Source organism: Microbispora sp. NPDC046933, from assembly GCF_040644635.1.
GTDB lineage: Bacteria > Actinomycetota > Actinomycetes > Streptosporangiales > Streptosporangiaceae > Microbispora.
Genome location: NZ_JBEYWW010000037.1, coordinates 46,285 through 64,966, shown reverse-complemented (window position 1 = coordinate 64,966; position 18,682 = coordinate 46,285). Strand labels below are relative to the sequence as shown.

Below are 18,682 nucleotides of genomic sequence, written 5' to 3'. Positions count from 1 at the left end.
GCCCGGTGTCGTCGCGGCTACTCCGCCCCCGCAGAATCAGAGGGTCTGGGAAAGCGCCTTGATGGGCATCCTGAGGTCGGCGAGCAGCTCCAGATCACGCTCGGGCGCCCGGCCCAGGGTGGTCAGGTAGTTGCCGACGATGATGGCGTTGACGCCGCCCAGCATGCCGTCCCTCGTGCCGAGGTCGCCCAGGGTCAGCTCGCGGCCCCCGGCGTACCGCAGGATCGTACGCGGCAGGGCGAGGCGGAACGTCGCGATCGTCTTCAGCGCCTCGGTGCCCTCGACGAGGGGCTGGTCCGCGAACGGAGTGCCCGGGCGGGGGTTGAGGAAGTTGAGCGGCACCTCGTCCGGCTCCAGCTCGCCCAGCTGGGCGGCGAACTCGGCCCGCTGCTCCAGCGTCTCTCCCATGCCCACGATGCCGCCGCAGCACAGCTCCATGCCCGCCTCCCGGACCATGAGGCAGGTGTCCCAGCGCTCCTCCCAGGTGTGCGTCGTGACCACGCGGGGGAAGTGCGACCGGGCGGTCTCCAGGTTGTGGTTGTAGCGGTGGACCCCCATCTCGGCCAGCTCGTCCACCTGCTCCTGGGTGAGCATGCCGAGCGAGCAGGCCACGTTGATGTCGACCGCCTCGCGGATCGCCTTCACGCCCTCGCGGACCTGGTCCATCAGCCGCCGGTCCGGTCCGCGTACGGCCGCCACGATGCAGAACTCCGTGGCCCCGGTCGCGGCCGTCTCGACGGCCGCCCGGACGAGCGAGGGGATGTCGAGCCAGGCCGCGCGGACCGGAGAGGAGAACTGGCCGGACTGCGAGCAGAAGTGGCAGTCCTCCGGGCAGCCGCCGGTCTTGAGCGAGACGATCCCCTCCACCTCGACCTCGGGGCCGCACCACTTCATCCGCACCTCGTGCGCCAGGGCGAGCAGGTCGGGCAGGCGCTCGTCCGGCAGCGTCAGGCACTCCAGCGCCTGGGCCGCGTCGAGCCCCCTGCCCTCGTCCAGAACCTGTACGCGGGCGATCTCCAGGATGTCGGTCTTCACGCGGCACTCCCGTCGGTCCTCGGCGGCACTCCTGTCACAGGGGCAGCTTAAGGGTCGAGCGGAATCTGGCCGGGTCGAACATGCCGCCGAGCGCGGGAGACAGCCCGGCGCGGGCGGCGCCGGCGAACGCCTCCCGGCCGAGCGCGCCCGCTCCCTCCGGCAGCGCGCCCGACAGCGGCCGGGCGGCGAGCATCTCCAGGTCGGCGACGTTCGACCGCTCGGCGAGCCCCGGATCGACCGGCCAGGACCCGATCACCACGCCCGCCAGGTCGAGGCCCCGGTGCGCCATGGCTTCGAGCGTCAGCGCCGTGTGGTTGAGCGTGCCCAGCGCGGCGCGCGCCACCACGAGGACGGGGGCGTGCAGCCGCCGCGCCAGGTCCGCGAGGGTGCCGCCCTCCTCGTCGTAGCGGACCAGCAGGCCCCCGGCGCCCTCGACGAGCACCAGCCGGTGCGACTCGGCCAGCTCCTCGATCCGGGCCGCCGCCGACGCGAGCGACAGCGGTGGCAGGCCCGAGATCCGGGCCGCCGCGGCGGGGGAGAGCGGGTCGGGATACCGCGTCATCTCGAAGGTCGTCGTCACCCCCGACAGACGGATCACCTCGTCGAGGTCCCCGGGCTCCCGGGCCGCCACCCCGGTCTGCGCCGGCTTCACCACCGCGACCGTCGCGCCCCGCTCCCCGGCCAGGACGGCGAGCGCGGCCGTCACCACCGTCTTGCCGACGCCGGTGTCCGTCCCGCTCACCACGAGAATGCTCACTGTGTTTCCCGCTTCGCTCTGTGTTTCCCGCTTCGCTGTGGGGGGCGCTTATATCCGCCATCTTCCCTCGTCGTTCGGGAGTTCGTTCCTCACTCCCTCTCTCCTCAGTCCAGATTGGCGGCGCGCCCCTCGGCTCGCTCGGTATTTCCAGTCAGGGGCGGCGGAGGCGGGTGACGAACTTGTAGCGGTCGCCGCGGTAGAGCGACTGAGCGTACTCGACGGGGTTGCCGTCGGCGTCGAACGCGTGCCGGGTCAGCAGCAGCATGGGCAGGCCGACGTCCACTCCCAGCACCTGCGCGTCGTACGGCGTGGCGAGCACGGTCTCGATGACCTCCTCGGCGTCGGTCAGCCGTACGTTGTAGGCGTTGTGCAGGGTCTCGTACAGCGACGAGTGCACCTCCAGCTCGCGCCGCAGGCGGGGGAACCGGCGGGCGGACAGGTGCGTGGTGTCGATGGACATCGGCTCGCCGTTGGCCAGGCGCAGGCGGTGGATCCGCAGGACCCGGCCGCCGGGGTTGATCGCCAGCCGCCGTCCGAGCGCCTCGTCGGCGGTGATGTAGCTGATGTCGAGGATCTTGGTGTCCGGCTCCAGGCCCACCGTGCGCAGGTCACCCGTGTAGGAGGTGAGCTGGAGCACCTGGGCGACCTTGGGCTGGGCGACGAACGTGCCCTTGCCCTGGATGCGCAGCAGCCTCCCCTCGACCACGAGCTCCGACAGCGCCTGCCGGACGGTCGTCCGGGAGGTCTCGAAGCGCACGGCCAGGGTGCGCTCGGGCGGGAGCGCGCTGCCCGCGGGCAGGCTCTTGGTGAGCTCCAGAAGGCTGCGCTTCACGTCGTAGTACTTCGGAACCCGGGGAGAGTCCTCGCTGTGCTCCGTCACCTGTCCACCCTCAACTCGACCACATCGCCCAACTCAGGCGACATCGTCAACTCGGCCACAGCGGTGAGCGCACCCCGGACCACCGCGAGATCATCGGACCTCAGATCGGCCCTCGCGGTCAACCGCAGACAGGACCGGCCCTGAGGCACCGATGGTGGGCGGAAGCATCCCACGCGGACCCCGAGTTCCGCACACAGGGCCCCCGCTGACAGGGCGAGCCGGGGCGAGCCGAGCACGACCGGCACCACGGCGGCCGCCGGATCGGTCGTCTCCAGGCCGAGCTCGCGGGCCAGCGCGGACAGCTCCCGGGCTCGCTGCCGGGCGCGTCCGGGCAGGTCAGCGATGCCTTCCAGGATATCGAGAGCGGCCAGGGCGGCACCGGCGCAGGATGGCGCGAGGCCGGTGTCGAAGATGAACGACCGGCCGGTGTCCACGAGCGTGTCGATCACCTCGGGGGCGCCCAGAACGGCGCCGCCCTGCGAGCCCAGGGACTTCGACAACGTGACAGTTCTCACAATCCCCGCAGACCCGGCGAGGCCCGCCGCGTGCACCGCGCCCCTGCCGTGGTCGCCCACCACTCCGAGCGCGTGGGCCTCGTCCACCACCAGCAGCGCGCCGTGCCGTACGGCCGCCTCGTGCAGGGCGCGCAGCGGCGCGAGGTCGCCGTCGACGGAGAAGACGGCGTCGGTGACGACGAGGGCGTGCTCCTCGGCACGCTCGGCCAGGGCCTTGTCCACCGCCTCCGCGTTCCCGTGCGGCGTGACCACGACCCGCGACCGCGACAGCCGGCAGGCGTCCACGATCGAGGCGTGGTTGCCGGCGTCCGAGACGATCAGGCCGCCCCGCCCGAGGGCGGCGACCGCGGCGAGGTTGGCGAGGTAGCCCGAGGAGAACACCAGGGCCCGGGCCGCTCCGGTGAAGGCGGCGAGCCGGTCCTCCAGCTCGGCGTGGAGCCGCGTGGAGCCGGTGACCAGACGTGATCCCGTCGAGCCCGCCCCCCACTCACGGGTGGCCCGTACGGCCGCCTCGATGAGCCGCTCGTCCCGGGAGAGCCCCAGATAGTCGTTGGAGGCCAGGTCGAGCAGGCCGTCGTGGTCGGGTGTGCGCGGGCGGACGGCACGCCGCAGGCCCGCCGCCTCCCGCTCGGCGGCGGCCACGCGCAGTCTGTCCAACGGCCCTGTCATGAGGTGCATCTTGCCAGGTCGCGAAGGTCGATTCGCTTTCGACCCGGACGGCGGCGCATCATGCACTCGTGCCGACTCTCAGCGACCTGATGTCGCGCCACACCGCGCTCGATCCCGCCGACGTCGACTGGATCCACTCGCTGGTCTCGGACTGGCAGCTGCTCGCCGATCTGTCGTTCGCCGACCTCATCCTGTGGGTTCCCGACCAGGGCGGCACGAGGTGGGTGGCGGTGGCCCAGATGCGGCCCACGACCGGCCCCACCGTCTACCACGACGACGTCGTGGGCATGTCCATGGCCACGGGGGAGCGGCCACTGATCGACGTGGCCTGGAGCGAGCACCGCATCTGCAGGGAGGGCGACCCCGACTGGTCCAGCGGCGTGCCCGTGCGCGAGGAGACGATCCCGGTGCGGCGGGGCAAGGACGGCCCGATCATCGGGGTCATCCAGCGCTCGACCAACCTGTCGTCGGCGCGCACCCCGTCGCGGCTGGAGCTGACCTACCTGCAGAGCGCGTCCGACCTGGCGCAGATGGTGGCCGAGGGCAGGTTCCCCTTCGCGGAGGAGGAGCCGATCCTGGTCAGGTCGCCCCGGGTGGGCGACGGCCTGCTCCGCCTGGACAAGGCCGGCCGGGTCACCTACGCCTCGCCCAACGCGCTGTCGGCCTACCGCAGGCTCGGCCTGCACGCCGACCTCGTGGGGGCGGACCTGGGGAAGACGACCGCCGACCTGTGCTACTCCGACGAGCCGATCAACGAGGACCTGATGCTCGTCGCCAGCGGGCGGGCCCCCCGGGAGACCGAGGTGGAGAACGGCGGCACGGTCGTGCAGCTACGCGCGATACCGCTGATCGTCGGCGGTGGCCGCATCGGCGCGCTGGTGCTGATCCGCGACGTGACCGAGCTGCGGCGGCGCGAGCGGGAGCTGCTCACCAAGGACGCAACGATCCGCGAGATCCACCACCGGGTGAAGAACAACCTGCAGACCGTGGCCGCGCTGCTGCGGCTCCAGGCGCGCCGGCTGAACAACCCGGAGGGCCAGGAGGCGCTGAACGAGGCCGTACGCCGGGTCGGCTCGATCGCGATCGTCCACGAGATCCTCGCCCAGATGCCGGAGGAGATGGTCGAGTTCGACGACATCGCCGACCGGGTCATCGCGATGACGGCGGAGGTGGCGCTCGCGCAGGTGGCGATCAAGCGGGTCGGCAGCTTCGGCGTGCTGCCCGCCGCGGTCGCGACCCCCATCGCCATGGTGCTGACCGAGCTGCTGCAGAACGCGGTCGAGCACGGGTTCGCCCACTCCTCCGGGAACGTGCAGGTGGCGGTCTCCCGGAACGCCGACCGGCTGGAGTTCACGGTGGCCGACGACGGCAGGGGCCTGCCCGAGGACTTCGACCTGGACGCCACCGGGAGCCTCGGGCTCCAGATCGTCCGTACGCTGGTCGTGGGCGAGCTGTCGGGCCGCCTGGGCGTGGCCGCGAGAGAAGGCGGGGGCACCGAGGTCAGCCTCAGCATCCCGGTTCAGTCGGGCTGATCTCCCGCCGGTCCTCCGGATGGCGGGAGGCTCCACAGGGGGTCCCGCTGTGCGAGACCGGTGTGGGGGATGCCATAGTGGACGCGATGCGTTGGTGGACAGACGGCCCTATGGGCGGGAGGCCGCACGGCCGTCCCGGCCGGGCTCCGGTGCCCCGCGATTCGGTGAATGCCGTGGCAGGCATTCACCGAAGGCGTTCGCGTGCGGCGGGGGAGTCAGACGGCGGCGCGGGCGCGGGCGCGAGCCGTACGGCGCTTGAGGGCGCGACGCTCATCCTCGCTGAGCCCGCCCCAGACTCCGGCGTCCTGGCCCGACTCGAGGGCCCACTTGAGACAGGACTCGGCGACCGTGCATCGCCGGCATACCTGCTTGGCCTCTTCGATCTGCATGAGCGCCGGACCAGTGTTCCCGATCGGGAAGAACAGTTCGGGGTCCACGTCACGGCAGGCAGCGCGGTGGCGCCAGTCCATGCGTTCCACTCCTTCGTAAAGTGGAGCCTCCGTGGCTCCTCTGGCCGTCAACTTTGTGAACTATTTCACTAACTGGTGCGGACGTTCGCCCGGATCCTGGGTGGGGGCCGGGCTTGTCCACGTGATCGCCGGGGCCCCTCACGGAGGCGGTGGTCTCCGTAAAGGTCCTACGTTCCGACGTCGTAGTTCAGCTTTTCAGCCGTACCAACACCACACAAGAGGTTTGGGACAAGGTTTTGCCCGTCGTGGCTGTCGGATGCGTCACACTATGACTACATGTAACAGGCTAGACGAGGACTTGTAACGCGTCCGGGATAGCGCGGAAGATCACCCACTCGTGTTCTCCCAGGTAGTCGCCGTCGAGCTGGAAGGCTACCGGGCGGGAGGCGTGGAGGGTGAACTCGGCCTCGTCATGGATCTGAACGAGGTGTTTACCGCGCGGCAATCCCCGGTGTTCGCCGATGATCTGCCGGGCGAGCGCGAGCACGGTCGGCAGGCTCATGTTCCGGAGCCCGAGCATGTCGAGCCCCGTCTCGAAACCGGCCCACGGCGTCGGGTTGATCGGACGTGTGCCGGCGTACGTCCACGGCGACGTGTTGGACACGATCGCCATGAAGATCCCATCCTCTGTCGGCCGGCCGGGACGCGTCAGCCGGATCGCCGGCCGCCGGCGGTCCGTCACGAAGAAGTGGCGAACCGTCGTGTTCACGTAGAGAGCGGGCAGCGCGCGGTGTCCCGCGCTCCGCAGGCCCTCCACGGCTCGGACGACCTCGGCGTCGTATCCCAGCCCAGCGCAAAATGTGAAATATCTGGACCTTTGCTGGTCAGGTGGCGCATCTGCCCCCGGATCCGGGCCCGAAACCTCGTCATGCCAAATCGCCTGCCCCAGACCGATGGTGCGGCGGCGTCCTTCGCGTAGCGCCTCCAGGACGGCGCCGGTCGCCTCGACCGGGTTGTTGGGCAGCCCGAGGGCGCGGGCGAAGACGTTGGCGCTGCCCCCGGGAATCACGATGAGCGCGGGCCGCTCGTCCGAGCCGCCGCCGGGCCGGGCGTCCAGCAGGCCGTTGACGGTCTCGTTGATCGTGCCGTCGCCGCCGAGGACCGCCACGGCGTCGAAGCCCTTGGCGTGCGCGGTGGCCGCGAGCGCGGTCGCGTGGCCGCGGTAGGCGGTCTCCTCGACCGACAGGTCGACGGCGGCGCCGAGCGCCCGGATCAGCACGTCCCGGGTACGCCGGTGCGTCGAGGTCGCCTTGGGATTGACGAGGAGGAGTGCCCGCATGCCTGAAGGTTAACGAACGGTTTACCGCTTCCGCCGGGTGACGCCTGCCCACGGAGGCGCGCGCCGTTGCGGGTAGGGTTGGGCGATGTGATCAGCAGTTCCGTGGGCCGCCCGGGCACACTGACCGTGGCCGCCGCCGTCCTGGCCGCGGAGGGCCTGCTCGCCCTCGTCCTGGGCGGTTACGTCGGCGTCGAGACCGTGATCGGCCAGCCCAGCGACATGGTCACCAGCATCGCGGTGGCCGGTTTCGGCGTGCTCGGCGGCGCCCTGCTGCTGTGGGTGGCCTGGGGCCTGTGGCAGGTGCTGCGCTGGAGCCGGGGCCCGGCCGTGGTGACACAGATATTCGCGCTTCCGGTGGCGATCAGCCTCATCCAGTCCGCGCAGTACGCCTTCGGCGTGCCGCTCATCGCCGCGGCGGCGGTCGCCCTGGTCGCGCTGCTCGCGCCGGCCTCCACCCACGCCCTCATGGGCGAGGACGGCGCGCGCTGAGCAGACACCGGAGCAAGCAGGGCCACTGACTGGGCGCCGCCGGGGGGGAGCGCGGCGTCGCAGTCGTCTGCCTGCCGACCGTCCGGCCGTCCTGGCGCGGATCAGTCCTCGGCGGTGAGGCCCTCGCGGAGCTGGGCCAGGGTCCGGGCGAGCAGCCGGGAGACGTGCATCTGCGAGATCCCCAGCTCGGTGGCGATCTGCGACTGCGTCATGTTGCCGAAGAAACGCAGCAGCAGGATCCGCTTCTCGCGCGGCGGGAGGCGCTCGAGCAGCGGCTTGAGCGACTCGCGGTATTCCACGCCCTCCAGCGACTCGTCCACGATGCCGAGCGAGTCGGAAACGGCGGGAGCGTCGTCGTCGCCGGAGTCGGGCGCGTCGAGCGACACGGTGGAGTAGGCGTTGGCCGACTCCAGGCCCTCCAGGACCTCCTCCTCGCTCATGCCCAGGTGGACGGCGAGCTCGGCGACCGTGGGCGCCCGGCTCTCCCGCTGCGACAGCTCGCTTATCGCCTTGGTGAGCGAGAGCTTCAGCTCCTGCAGGCGGCGCGGCACGCGGACCGCCCAGCCCTTGTCGCGGAAGTGCCGCTTGATCTCGCCGACGATGGTCGGGGTGGCGTACGTGGAGAACTCCACGCCGCGCGCGAGGTCGAACCGGTCGATCGACTTGATCAGCCCGATCGTGGCGACCTGCGTGAGGTCGTCGAGCCACTCGCCCCGGTTGCGGAAGCGGCGGGCCAGGTACTCCACCAGTGGCAGGTGGAGCTCGACCAGCTCGTCGCGGATGCGCTGGCGCCTCGGGTCGTCCGGCGGGAGCTCCGACAGCTCGGCGAAGAGTGTGCGCGCGCGTACGCGGTCCGGCACCGCCGAGTCGCCGGAGGTCATCGCACTCGTCCTTTCCGTCATCACGACGGCCTCGCCGTGCTCCGGCGCTTACGCAGCACGATCGCCAGGTGGTCGGCGTGGTCGGAGATGGCGTCCACGTCGTCGGCCAGCGCGGTCAGCACCATCCAGGCGAAGTCCTCCCGGTTGGGCGAGCTGACGCCGAGCGTGTTGACCTCGACGCGAACCGTCATCTCCTGGCCCGTGAGCTCGAACTCCGCGAGGAGATCCGTTCCGGGCACCGCGTGCCGCAGCAACATGGCGCACGCCTCGTCGACGGCGATGCGCAGGTCCTCGATCTGGTCGAGGGTGAAGTCGAGCCGTGCGGCGAGCCCGGCGGTTGCCGTGCGCAGCACGGACAGGTAGGCGCTCACGGCGGGCAGCCGGACACTCACAGCATCGCGAATCCCGGTCAGATCCACCGCAGGCGTCTCGGTTTCCTCGGTCACGTTCCTCCTCGCCCCTTCAGCCGGCTGAGTGCCGCTGACTGCAACCTACCGCCACTCGCGCGGTGCTGCCCTGGCTGGACGCGCTGATTGTGGCGATCCTTGGAGGTAACTGCACGTAAATTCCGTACTACCGAATATCGAGTTTGTATGGGCCTTGGGGTGATCTGGCCCCGCGCGACCGTGGAGACCGTGCGGGGCCGGACCCGAGGCTCAGGCGGCCTTGGTCTCCCAGAAGATCTTGGCGATCTCGTCGATCTTCGCGAGGAGGTCGTCGGCCAGGGCGGGGTCGACGGTGCCCTTGGCGCCGGCGGCGCCCGCGAGCTTCGTGGCGTCCCAGAAGAGCTGGTGGAGCTGGGGGTACTGCTCCAGGTGCGGGGGCTTGAAGTAGTCGGTCCACAGCACCCACAGGTGATGCTTGACCAGCTCGGCCCGCTGTTCCTTGATGATCAGCGCGCGGGTCCTGAAGACCGGGTCCTCGTTGTCGGCGTACTTCTTAATGATCGCCTTCACCGACTCGGCCTCGATGCGGGCCTGCGCCGGGTCGTAGACCCCGCACGGCAGGTCGCAGTGGGCGGATGCCTCGTGCCGGGGTCGCAGCAGTCGTGCGAGCATCGGAATCCTTCCTTAGGAATGCTGGTGACAGCACTGTTCCAGGACCGACCTTACTCGTCTCGAAATCACTGCGCGGAGGGGGATGTGCTCACCGCCGTATGTGTCTCCGGCGACTCGATGCTGCCCGCGTTGCGGCCCGGAGACTGGCTGCTGGTACGGCTCGGCGCCCCCGTCCGCCCGGGCGACGTGGTGGTCGCCAGGCGGCCGCACGGGCTGATCGTCAAGCGGGCCTTCCGGCTCACGGGCGACGGCTGGTGGCTGGAGAGCGACAACCAGTCGGCGCCCGGGCGCCGCGACAGCTGGGACTTCGGCGCCGTGCCCGAGGAGGACGTCGTCGGCAGGGTCGTGCTGCGTTACTGGCCCAGGCCCGCGCTGCGCTTCCCCGCGCCGGCGCCCTGACCAGGTCGGGGGCCCTGTCAGGCGCCCCGCTTGCGCGCCCGGTAGGCGGCCACGTTCGCCCGGCTGGCGCACCGCTCGGAGCAGTAGCGGCGCGACCGGTTGGAGGAGGTGTCGAGGTAGGCGTTGCGGCACGGCGTCGCCTGGCAGATGCCGAGCCGGTCCACGCCGAGCCGGGTCACGACGCTGGCCAGACCCATGACCGATCCGACCGCGAGGGCGTCGGCCACCCGGCCGCCCTCGGTGAGGTGCAGGTGCCAGGGCTGGCCGTCGTGCCCCGAGATCTGCGGATGCACGGGATGGCGGACCAGCAGCCCGTTCAGACGATCGACCACCTCCACGTCGTCGCCCTCGGCGGCGGACGCGAAGACCCCCGCGAGTTCGTCGCGCAGCTCGCACAGCGCGTCGATGTCACGACGGGTGAGGCGGGCGGCCGCCTCCGTACGGCCCGTCTCCTCCAGCAGGGCTCGCAGGGAGAAGGGGTTTTTGAGTTCGTCGCCCATGTTGACCAGCTGAACGGCCAGCTCGGCGTAAGACGTCAAGTCCACTGGGGCGCCCAAGTATGTAAGAGATCACTGGCAAAGCCGAGTATTACACGCCCGATGGCCTGGGGGAACACCTGAACGTGCAACGATATGTGACCCGATCTGGCAGGGGCGGCTGTCACTTCGTGTGGCACAATCAGGGAACGGGTGACCCCCGTACCCCCCTCAAGAGACGACCGTCAACGACGACGGCCTCCGGCGGCTACCGAAGCCAGGGCTCTCGTTCTCTTGACGGCGTCTACCGAAGGAACTCGTCCTTTCGACACTGGGGTCGCTGTGACCGTTACACCTGTTTCCCTGGAATCTCTCGACCTGGATCCCGCTTTCGCGCTGCACCGCGGCGGCAAGCTGGAGGTCCGCTCCACCGTCCCGGTCCGCGACGCCGACGACCTGTCGCTCGCGTACACGCCGGGGGTCGCCCGCGTCTGCACCGCCATCGCCGACAACCCGGACCTGGTCAACGACTACACCTGGGTCTCCAACGTGGTGGCCGTGGTCTCCGACGGCACCGCGGTCCTGGGGCTCGGCGACATCGGGCCGGCCGCGGCCATGCCCGTGATGGAGGGCAAGGCACTGCTGTTCAAGCAGTTCGCCAACGTCGACGCGGTGCCGATCTGCATCGACTGCACCGACGTGGACGCGATCGTCGAGACCGTGGTCAGGCTCGCGCCGTCGTTCGGCGGCATCAACCTGGAGGACATCAGCGCCCCCCGCTGCTTCGAGGTGGAGGAGCGCCTGCGCGCGCTTCTCGACATCCCCGTCTTCCACGACGACCAGCACGGCACCGCGATCGTGGTCCTCGCCGCGCTGCGCAACGCGGCCCGTCTCAGCGGGCGGTCCCTCGGCGACCTGCGCGCGGTGGTGGCCGGCGCCGGCGCCTCCGGCGTCGCCGTGTCGCGGATCCTGCTGAACGCCGGGATCGGCGACATCGCGGTCTCCGACTCCAAGGGCGTCATCCACGCGGGCCGCGAGGACCTGAACCCGGTCAAGCGGGCGCTGGCCCGCGACACCAACAAGGCCGGCCTGTCCGGGTCGACCGAGCAGGCGCTCGCCGGCGCCGACGTGTTCGTCGGCCTGTCCGGGTCGACGGTCTCCGAGCAGGCCATCGCGGCGATGGCGCGGGACTCGATCGTGTTCGCGCTGTCCAACCCCACCCCGGAGGTGGACCCCGCGGTGGCGGGCCGGCACGCCCGCGTCGTCGCCACCGGCCGGTCCGACTACCCCAACCAGATCAACAACGTGCTGGCCTTCCCCGGGGTCTTCCGCGGCGCGCTCGACGTCCGCGCCACGACGATCACGGAGAACATGAAGGTGGCGGCGGCGGACGCGCTGGCGGCCGTGGTCGGAGACGACGTCGCCGAGAACTACGTCATCCCCTCGCCGTTCGACGCCCGGGTCGCCCCCGCGGTGATCGCCGCCGTCGCGCGGCAGGCCCGGGAGGACGGCGTCGCCCGCAAGTAGTCCTCCGCCGGGCACGGACCCTGGAAGGGCCGCGAGCCGCGTGACCACGCGGTGCGCGGCCCTTCGTCCTTCCTTGTCGGTCTGTCCTTGTCAGTGCCGTCAAACATTTGGGAATCCCTTTAGGTCCTCACGGTTAGTGCTATAAAGAAAGCTCTCCGTAACCAACTCGGCTATTGCCTGTCCCGGTTGGAGAGCGATGCGACGTGACCCCAACCGCCTGCTCCAGCAGCACCTCACCGAAGCCGGTCTGTCCCGCAAGGGCCTGGCGCGCCGGCTCAACGGTCTCGGCTCGGCCCGGGGGCTGCGGGGGATGCGGTACGACCACGGTTCCGTGCTGCGCTGGATCGGCGGCCGCCGCCCGCGTGAACCGGTTCCCGGCCTGCTGGCCGAGATCTTCTCGCTGCGGCTGGGGCGGCAGGTGTCCAGGGAGGACATCGGCATGCCGTGCGGAACGGTCCCTGCCGATCTGGGACAGGAGTTCCCCCATTCGTGGGAGGAGGGTGTGGCAAGCGTGACAGCACTGTGGAGGGCCGACGTCGAGCGGCGCAGGTTCCTGCTCGACTCCACCTTCGCCCTGGGAGCGGGCTCGGCGGGCATCGTCCGCTGGCTGGCGTCGCCCGACGGGGAGCGGCTCTCCGCGAACGGGCCGCGCCGGGTCGGGCCCTCCGACGTGGCCGCGATACGGGAGGTCACCCGGTCGTTCGGCGAGCTGGACAACCGGTTCGGCGGCGGCAGCGTCCGCGGCCCGGTGGTGCGCTACCTGCACACCGCCGTGACGCCGCTGCTGCGCGAGGGCGCGTACGGCGAGGCCACCGGGCGCTCACTGGCGACCGCGGCGGCCGAGCTGACCCGGCTGGCGGGCTGGATGGCCTACGACCTGGAGCAGCACGGGCTGGCCCAGCGCTACCTGATCCAGGCGCTCGGCCTGGCGCGCGGCGCGGGCGACCACGCCCTGTGCGGCGAGATCCTGGCCGGGATGAGCCACCAGGCCGTCTACATCGGGCATCCCCGGCACGGGCTGGAGCTGGCCAGGGCGGCCGTCGCGGCGGCCCGGCGCTCGGGGGTCGGCTCGCTGCTGGCCGAGGCCCGGGTGCTGGAGGCGCACGCCCTGGCCCTGCTCGGCGAGCGCACCGCGTGCGGCGGCGCGCTGCACGAGGCGGAGGTCGCCTTCGACCGGCGGACGCCGCAGAACGAGCCCGGCTGGATCGGCTACTTCGACGAGGCCTACCTGGCCGCGAAGTCGGCGCACTGCCTGCGCGACCTCGGGGACGGGGCACGGGCGGTACGGCAGGCCCGGCGCTCGCTGGTGATGGACGGGCGCTATGTGCGCGGCAAGATGTTCAACCTGTCGCTGCTCGCCACGGCGCTCATCCAGGAGGGCGAACTGGAGGAGGCCTGCCAGGCGGCGTCGTCGGCCCTCGATCTCGCCGAGGGCATCCAGTCGGCGCGCACCCGGACGTACGTGGCGGACATGTGCCGCAGGTTCGCGCCGTACGCCGCGGAGCCGCGGGTGGCGGAGCTGCTGGAGCGCGGCCGGGGCCGTGCGGGCAACAGGGAAGGCGCGGGCAGGCAGAGCGCGGCCAGAGAGGTGGTCGGCGTCTGAGCGGTGCGATCCGGGCCCCTGAGCATCAGCGTGAGGGGACCTGGTGACGCCGGACCTGGTGACGCCGGCCGGGCACTCCGCGCGGACGAGCTTGTCAGCCGGCGTGCCGGGCCGCGTCGTAGACCTGGAACAGTTCTCCGTCGAAGTACGGCGACAGACCGGTCGCCGGGCCGGAAAGACCGATGGTCAGGCCGTTCAGATACCCCAGGCCGCGTACGCCGCGGTAGGCGGCCAGCCACGGCGACCCGGAGGCGGCGGTGAAGGCCGAGCGCACGGCGACCAGTTCGTTCGCCCTCCTGGACAGGTCCTGGGCCAGGAAGGGCCGGCCGTACGCCCGGGTGAGCCGGGTGAGCCCGTTCGCGGGACGCTCGGCGGTCCGCAGCGGATAGCCGAAGATGGCGAGCGGCCGGTCGACCGGCAGGTTGTAGGCGAGGCCCTGCCCGCCGACCTTGTCGCCGAGACGCCCCGCGGAAAGCAGCCTGATGCCGGTGTAGCCGGTGGCCGTGCGGTACTTGGGGCCGCCGGAGAACGCCGCGTACTGGGCGGCGTCCCGCAGCGTGACGCGCCTGGGCAGCACGCCGGCGTGCACGCTGACGAACGCGTAGTCGCGGTCCAGGTCGCCGTAGCGGGTGAAGTCGCTGTGGGCGAAGGCCCGGTCGCCCGCGTAGACGCCCCACGGCGTGCCGCCGCCGGCGAACCCCGGAATGAAGATCCAGTTCCGGTACGGCCTCGCGGTGGATCCGGCGGCGGCCCCCGCTGTGGGCTTCGCGGCGTACACGCAGTGTCCGGCCGTCGCCACGAGATTGCGGTGGTCGGACTGCACGGATGTGCCCGCGCACCAGTGGGGGCGGCCGTCCGAGCCGACGAAGAAGACCTTGCCCGTCGTCCTCGGCAGGTTGACGTTCTTCGACGGGCCGCCGGCCCGTTTGACCCCGGCGGCGGCGGGCACCACGCCCCGTGCGCCGCCGGGAGCGGCGCCCTCGGCCGTGACGGGAGTGGCGTCGATCCTGGCCGGCGCGGAAGCGGGAGTCGCCTGCGTGAGCGCGCGTCCGTCGTCCCTGAGCCAGTAGGCGATCACGGAGGACACCCTCGCGCCGGAGGCGAGGGGTGTCGTCACGGTGATCTCATAGGCGTGAGCGGGCACCGCCGTCCCGGTGACGAGCAACGCGGCCGTCGCCGCCGCACCCCACAGCGGGGGGAGGATGCGCTTCAACCGGATCTCCTTGCTGTGGAACGTCTCCCTCGCCCCATGGCGCCCTCGGGAGTGCGGTGTTAACGGGCTGCGAAGGAAGATACAGCGATGGGGATCAAGTCGGGAAAACAACGCGGACAGAGGGGCGTTCTCCCCGGCACGATTCGCGGAACGCCGAAGTGCCCCGCCGCGGCGCGGCGGGGCACTCCTGGGGGTGCTCAGGCCCGGGTCGTGAGACCCGGGGCCTCCTGGGCGAAGGTGATGACGATGTCCCGGCCGTTGGCGTAGCTGACCACCGGCCGCCGGAGCGTCTCACCCGCCCTGCGGGCGACCGTCTGCCAGAGATCCACCATCTCCGGGCTGTCGGCGGTGATTCTGAACCGCCCCTGTGTGACGAGGTGTTCGGCGGCGAGTTGCGTGAAGGCGACCTCGCTGCGCGCCCTTTCCTCCGCGTTCAGGGGGGTGCGCCGGGGGGCGGGCTGCGTACTGAACGGGTGGGTCATCGCTGGTCTCCTCGTGATCGCCGTCCGCTCATCATGTCACTCGCGGACCGGCGCCGAGGTGCCGGCGACTCAGGCGATCGAGCCGGACCAGTTGCCGGCGGCGGCCTTGTAGACGCCGTAGGTCTCGCCGTCGAAGTACGGGGAGACGCTGGTGTCGATCCGGTTGTTGCCGTCGGTGTCCGAGACGCCGCTGGTGACGCCGTTCAGGTAGCCGAGCCGCTTGGCGCTGCTGTACCGCAGCAGCCACGCCGAGCCCGAGGAACCCTCACCGGTGAAGGACGACTTGACGCCCACGAGCTCCTCGCCCTTGACCGCGGGGGCCTTGGCGGCGAAGGTCTTGCCGTACGACCACTTGAGGGTCTGGCCGGTGTAGGCGTGGTCGCCGTCCGGGTGCGACCCGCTCGGGTAGCCGAACACGTAGACCGAGCTGCCGACCTTCTGGTTGTAGGCCAGGCCCTGCCCGCCGACGTTGCTCTCCAGCCGGCCGACGTCGGTGAACCTGACGACGTAGTACTTGCCGCCCTTGCTCCTGCGGATGAAGCGGTCGTACTTCAGGTAGGTCTTCCTGTCGACCTGCTTCCAGGTCCACTCGGCGACGTTGCGCAGGTCGCCGCCGCGCCCCGCCTTGATGCCGTTGTAGACGGTCACGAAGGCGTAGTCGCGGTCGCCGTCCTCGTACACGTCGAAGTCGTAGTGGGTGTAGGCCGTCTTGCCGACGTAGATGCCCCACGGCGCCTTGCCCTGGTAGTAGCCGGGGATGAACACCCAGCGGTCCATGGTGGCCCGGTTCGTCTTGGTGTCGTAGACGCAGTGCCCGGCCGTGGCGACCAGGTTGCCGTACTTCGACTGGACAGAGGTCGCGCTGCACCAGTGCGGCCTGCCGTCGCCGCCGCGGAAGAAGACCTTGCCGGTGGTGCGCGGCAGGTTCACGTTCTTCAGGGTGCCGCCGGACTTCCCGCCGCCGGTGGGGGAGACGGTGCCGGGCTTGCTGTCGGCGGACGGCCCGCCGGTCGAGACGTGCTTGGCGCTGACCTGGCTCTCGTACCCGTACGGGGTGGCGTTGACCAGGTTGGAGGCCTTCTGGTTGAGCCAGTAGGCGATGACGTTCTTCGCGGCGAGGCCGCTGCCGGCCAGGGTGTCGGAGGCCGTGTCACCGGCGGCCTGAGCGGGGGCTGCCACGGTGGTCCCGATGAGGCCGGCGGCGGCCACGCCCCCGATGGGGAGGATCAGGCGCTTGACTCGGGTGTTCATGAATCTCCAGGTGCTGTCGTGGTACGCCACATGCGTCCCACCCGTCAGTAAAGGGCTAGTAAAGACAGTACCTCTCGGTTTTATCCGTGTTTTTCGTGCATTCGAGGCCGTCGCTCGCGTGACTTTTCCGTGATCCTCAACAGCCTTTGTCAAGGCCGAGAGCGCGCCGGGCGATCAGTGCAGGTCCGTTCGGACGCCTTCTGTGTCAAATCGCGCACGGTACGCAGCCGGACAGGAGGGAGCGATGTGATGCGAATCACATTCAGGTCTCGCCGGTCCGGAGAGGTCAGCCCGTGCCCTGCTTGCTCGCCTGGATGTACACCCGCTGAGTCAACTGGTTGAAGTACGGCGTGGAGACGGCGTCGAGCCGCCCGCCGCCGCTGAGGTTCCAGGTCAGGCTGGTGATTCCGGTGAGGTAGCCGGTCCGCTTGGCGGCGTCGTAGCCGGTCACCCACGGGCCGCCGCTCGCGCCGGAGGTGAACGGGCAGCCGGGCAGCCGCACCCCGTGTTCGAGCTGCCATGTCGGCGCGCTCACGAACTTCTTCTCGGTGGTGCCGTCGCAGGACTTCACCGCCTGGCCGGTGTACGGGCGGCTGCCGTCGGGGTTGGCCCCCGCGGGGTAGCCGAAGACGTAGGTCGGTCGTCCGGTCGGCTTGCTGGAGGCGAATCGGAAGGCGCCGACCTTGTCCTCCAGGCGGCCCACGTCGATGGACCGGTACTTGAGCCTGCCGTTCTCCACGTACGGCTGCCAGGAGAAGCCCCGGTGCACGGTCACGAAGGCGTAGTCGCGGTCGAAGTCGCCCTGGCCCGCGAAGTCCTCGTGCATGTAGAGCGTGTGGCCGACGAAGATGCCGGAGGGGGCGACGCCGTCGTGGTAGCTAGGGATGAAGACCCAGTTCTGCACCGGCTTGTCCTGGGCCAGCGCGTACGCGCAGTGCCCGGCGGTGGCGACGAGGTTGCGATGGGCGGAGTGCACCGCGGAGGCGGAGCACCAGAACTCCTTGTCGTCGACCTTGAAGAACACCTTGCCCACCATCGGCGGGGCGGCCACGGGCGGGGGCGTCGCGGTGCGCGGGGCTCCCGTGCGTGGTTTCGCGTCCCCCGGGCCCACCTCCACGGCGGAGGGCGTGCTCCCGGTCGAGGGCGACGGCTTCGTGCTCGGCACGTAGCTGCTCGCCTGCTTGAGCCGCTCCGGGCTCCAGTACGCCGCCACCCGCTGCTCGTCCGCCTCGCTGGAGGCGAGGGGGAAGGCGCTGACCCCGTTGCCGTTGACGCCGGTCACGGTGGAGACCGTCGTCGTGGCCCCGTGGGACGAGGCTGCCGCGGGAACGGCCGGTCCCTGACCCAACAGCACGGCGACCGCACTCGCGGCGGCGACGACGCCACCGGCGGCGAGCGTGCGCTTCCTGGTCACCGTGGGCCTCTCGGGGCGGAGATATGGACACTAAGGGGTGATTTTTCCAGATCCATACGGTTGTGGCACACCTTCTTGTCCAGCTCGTTATGAATCGAGCGGAACCGAAGTGGTCTGTGGTACGCCAGTTTTCCGGTGGGGTCCGGAGTGGGCGCTTGCCCTGGAGGTCTCTCGTGAGAACGCTGGTCACCAGCGGAAACGGGGGGATCGCATGAAACCGCTGCTTGTTCTACTGGCCGGTACGGCGCTGGCCGCCGGCCCCTCCGCCCAGGCCTGGGCCCAACCCGGTGCCGGTGACGGCGGGACGTCGGCCCCGGCGCGGGTGGACACCTTGCCGGCTCCACCGCCACCCGAGATCGCCCTGCAAGCGGCCAGGCCACCGGCCTCCCGGGTGCGGGCGGTGATCCTGACCGTCGCCGACGGCGAGCAGGCGGACCCGCCGACGCGGTCGGTCTTCCTGAACTGCGCTCCGGTGGGCGGATCTCATCCCTCGGCGGAAAAGGCGTGCGCCTGGCTGGACAGGACGGGCCCCGACCCGGGCGCTCTGCGGGTGAACGCGGCCGAGCCCTGCACGATGATCTACGCACCTGAGACGGTCACCGCCAGCGGCATCTGGGACGGGAAGTACTTCCAGTTCCGGCGCACCTTCGGCAACGACTGTGAGAAGCGGTCGGCCGCCGGGGCGCTGTTCGACTTCTGACACGGATAGTCGACCGTACGCGGCGTACAGGGAACGTAAAGGGCTGATGGAG

Annotated in this window: 20 protein-coding genes; 6 read left to right on the top strand and 14 right to left on the bottom strand. The window is 70.7% G+C overall.

Translation table 11 applies throughout. The features are described from left to right. Positions 1-36 precede the first annotated feature (36 nt). The 4 genes from bioB to ABZ857_RS36060 form a co-directional block, all read right to left on the bottom strand. Entirely contained in the window at positions 37-1,035 is a 999-nt protein-coding gene (gene bioB, locus ABZ857_RS36075; RefSeq protein WP_357052609.1) for a biotin synthase BioB, read from the bottom strand. Between the two features lie 34 nt (positions 1,036-1,069). Further along, complete coding sequence (gene bioD / locus ABZ857_RS36070; RefSeq protein WP_357052606.1) at positions 1,070-1,792, bottom strand: dethiobiotin synthase; 723 nt, start codon at positions 1,790-1,792, stop codon at positions 1,070-1,072. Positions 1,793-1,943: 151 nt separating this feature from the next. Next, positions 1,944-2,672 (bottom strand): GntR family transcriptional regulator, encoded by a 729-nt coding sequence (locus ABZ857_RS36065; protein ID WP_079316286.1) that lies wholly within the window; start codon positions 2,670-2,672, stop codon positions 1,944-1,946. Next, positions 2,669-3,856, bottom strand: coding sequence for an 8-amino-7-oxononanoate synthase (locus ABZ857_RS36060; protein ID WP_357052603.1), 1,188 nt, complete (start codon positions 3,854-3,856; stop codon positions 2,669-2,671). The genes ABZ857_RS36065 and ABZ857_RS36060 overlap by 4 nt, the downstream gene beginning before the upstream one ends. A gap of 68 nt (positions 3,857-3,924) precedes the next feature. On the opposite strand from ABZ857_RS36060, the gene ABZ857_RS36055 reads away from it, so the two are divergent. After that, positions 3,925-5,388, top strand: coding sequence for a PAS domain-containing sensor histidine kinase (locus ABZ857_RS36055; RefSeq protein WP_357052600.1), 1,464 nt, complete (start codon positions 3,925-3,927; stop codon positions 5,386-5,388). Between the two features lie 215 nt (positions 5,389-5,603). Here the strand turns inward: ABZ857_RS36055 and ABZ857_RS36050 are convergent, their stop codons facing one another. Both ABZ857_RS36050 and ABZ857_RS36045 read right to left on the bottom strand, forming a co-directional pair. Then, positions 5,604-5,858, bottom strand: a complete 255-nt coding sequence (locus ABZ857_RS36050; RefSeq protein ID WP_030511444.1) for a WhiB family transcriptional regulator — start codon at positions 5,856-5,858, stop codon at positions 5,604-5,606. Between the two features lie 286 nt (positions 5,859-6,144). Beyond that, on the bottom strand, positions 6,145-7,137 hold the full coding sequence (locus ABZ857_RS36045; RefSeq protein ID WP_357052597.1) for a diacylglycerol kinase family protein: 993 nt from the start codon (positions 7,135-7,137) through the stop codon (positions 6,145-6,147). 87 nt (positions 7,138-7,224) lie between these two features. Here ABZ857_RS36045 and ABZ857_RS36040 point away from each other — a divergent pair, with 87 nt between their 5' ends. Further along, positions 7,225-7,626 (top strand): hypothetical protein, encoded by a 402-nt coding sequence (locus ABZ857_RS36040; protein WP_357052594.1) that lies wholly within the window; start codon positions 7,225-7,227, stop codon positions 7,624-7,626. 101 nt (positions 7,627-7,727) lie between these two features. On the opposite strand, the gene ABZ857_RS36035 is transcribed toward ABZ857_RS36040, so the two are convergent. The 3 genes from ABZ857_RS36035 to sodN form a co-directional block, all read right to left on the bottom strand. Then, positions 7,728-8,528, bottom strand: coding sequence for an RNA polymerase sigma factor SigF (locus ABZ857_RS36035; RefSeq protein ID WP_030511447.1), 801 nt, complete (start codon positions 8,526-8,528; stop codon positions 7,728-7,730). Beyond that, on the bottom strand, positions 8,528-8,953 hold the full coding sequence (locus tag ABZ857_RS36030) for an ATP-binding protein (RefSeq protein WP_079316287.1): 426 nt from the start codon (positions 8,951-8,953) through the stop codon (positions 8,528-8,530). Before ABZ857_RS36030 ends, ABZ857_RS36035 begins: the two co-directional genes overlap by 1 nt. A 210-nt stretch (positions 8,954-9,163) precedes the next feature. After that, complete coding sequence (gene sodN, locus ABZ857_RS36025; RefSeq protein ID WP_357052592.1) at positions 9,164-9,565, bottom strand: superoxide dismutase, Ni; 402 nt, start codon at positions 9,563-9,565, stop codon at positions 9,164-9,166. An 84-nt stretch (positions 9,566-9,649) separates the two neighbouring features. On the opposite strand from sodN, the gene ABZ857_RS36020 reads away from it, so the two are divergent. After that, on the top strand, positions 9,650-9,964 hold the full coding sequence (locus ABZ857_RS36020; RefSeq protein ID WP_239105287.1) for a S24 family peptidase: 315 nt from the start codon (positions 9,650-9,652) through the stop codon (positions 9,962-9,964). A 17-nt stretch (positions 9,965-9,981) separates the two neighbouring features. Here ABZ857_RS36020 and ABZ857_RS36015 read toward each other — a convergent pair whose 3' ends face one another. Beyond that, the gene (locus tag ABZ857_RS36015) at positions 9,982-10,509 is read right to left on the bottom strand and encodes a CGNR zinc finger domain-containing protein (protein ID WP_357052588.1); all 528 of its coding nucleotides are present in this window, start codon (positions 10,507-10,509) and stop codon (positions 9,982-9,984) included. Between the two features lie 273 nt (positions 10,510-10,782). On the opposite strand from ABZ857_RS36015, the gene ABZ857_RS36010 reads away from it, so the two are divergent. Together ABZ857_RS36010 and ABZ857_RS36005 are read left to right on the top strand one after the other, a co-directional pair. Continuing rightward, complete coding sequence (locus ABZ857_RS36010) at positions 10,783-11,967, top strand: NADP-dependent malic enzyme (RefSeq protein ID WP_357052585.1); 1,185 nt, start codon at positions 10,783-10,785, stop codon at positions 11,965-11,967. Between the two features lie 196 nt (positions 11,968-12,163). Continuing rightward, positions 12,164-13,570, top strand: a complete 1,407-nt coding sequence (locus ABZ857_RS36005) for a hypothetical protein (RefSeq protein ID WP_357052582.1) — start codon at positions 12,164-12,166, stop codon at positions 13,568-13,570. 94 nt (positions 13,571-13,664) lie between these two features. Here the strand turns inward: ABZ857_RS36005 and ABZ857_RS36000 are convergent, their stop codons facing one another. The 4 genes from ABZ857_RS36000 to ABZ857_RS35985 form a co-directional block, all read right to left on the bottom strand. Continuing rightward, positions 13,665-14,783, bottom strand: a complete 1,119-nt coding sequence (locus tag ABZ857_RS36000) for a hypothetical protein (protein WP_357052579.1) — start codon at positions 14,781-14,783, stop codon at positions 13,665-13,667. Positions 14,784-14,980: 197 nt separating this feature from the next. Further along, positions 14,981-15,265: a hypothetical protein gene (locus ABZ857_RS35995; RefSeq protein WP_357052576.1), complete on the bottom strand. Its 285-nt coding sequence runs from the start codon at positions 15,263-15,265 to the stop codon at positions 14,981-14,983. A 69-nt stretch (positions 15,266-15,334) separates the two neighbouring features. Further along, positions 15,335-16,516, bottom strand: a complete 1,182-nt coding sequence (locus ABZ857_RS35990) for a hypothetical protein (RefSeq protein ID WP_357052573.1) — start codon at positions 16,514-16,516, stop codon at positions 15,335-15,337. 286 nt (positions 16,517-16,802) lie between these two features. Further along, positions 16,803-17,930, bottom strand: a complete 1,128-nt coding sequence (locus ABZ857_RS35985) for a trypsin-like serine protease (RefSeq protein WP_357052570.1) — start codon at positions 17,928-17,930, stop codon at positions 16,803-16,805. A gap of 211 nt (positions 17,931-18,141) precedes the next feature. Here ABZ857_RS35985 and ABZ857_RS35980 point away from each other — a divergent pair, with 211 nt between their 5' ends. Further along, positions 18,142-18,630, top strand: a complete 489-nt coding sequence (locus tag ABZ857_RS35980) for an SSI family serine proteinase inhibitor (protein WP_357052567.1) — start codon at positions 18,142-18,144, stop codon at positions 18,628-18,630. Positions 18,631-18,682: the final 52 nt, after the last annotated feature.

What these genes read in the sequence shown, in the direction of transcription:
- ABZ857_RS36060 (WP_357052603.1), bottom strand. Translation starts at nt 3,856, where the DNA reads ATGACAGGGCCGTTGGACAGACTGCGCGTGGCCGCCGCCGAGCGGGAG.
- ABZ857_RS35980 (WP_357052567.1), top strand. Translation starts at nt 18,142, where the DNA reads ATGAAACCGCTGCTTGTTCTACTGGCCGGTACGGCGCTGGCCGCCGGC.
- sodN (WP_357052592.1), bottom strand. Translation starts at nt 9,565, where the DNA reads ATGCTCGCACGACTGCTGCGACCCCGGCACGAGGCATCCGCCCACTGC.
- ABZ857_RS36045 (WP_357052597.1), bottom strand. Translation starts at nt 7,137, where the DNA reads ATGCGGGCACTCCTCCTCGTCAATCCCAAGGCGACCTCGACGCACCGG.
- ABZ857_RS36005 (WP_357052582.1), top strand. Translation starts at nt 12,164, where the DNA reads ATGCGACGTGACCCCAACCGCCTGCTCCAGCAGCACCTCACCGAAGCC.
- ABZ857_RS35995 (WP_357052576.1), bottom strand. Translation starts at nt 15,265, where the DNA reads ATGACCCACCCGTTCAGTACGCAGCCCGCCCCCCGGCGCACCCCCCTG.
- ABZ857_RS36050 (WP_030511444.1), bottom strand. Translation starts at nt 5,858, where the DNA reads ATGGACTGGCGCCACCGCGCTGCCTGCCGTGACGTGGACCCCGAACTG.
- ABZ857_RS36035 (WP_030511447.1), bottom strand. Translation starts at nt 8,528, where the DNA reads ATGACGGAAAGGACGAGTGCGATGACCTCCGGCGACTCGGCGGTGCCG.
- ABZ857_RS35990 (WP_357052573.1), bottom strand. Translation starts at nt 16,516, where the DNA reads ATGAACACCCGAGTCAAGCGCCTGATCCTCCCCATCGGGGGCGTGGCC.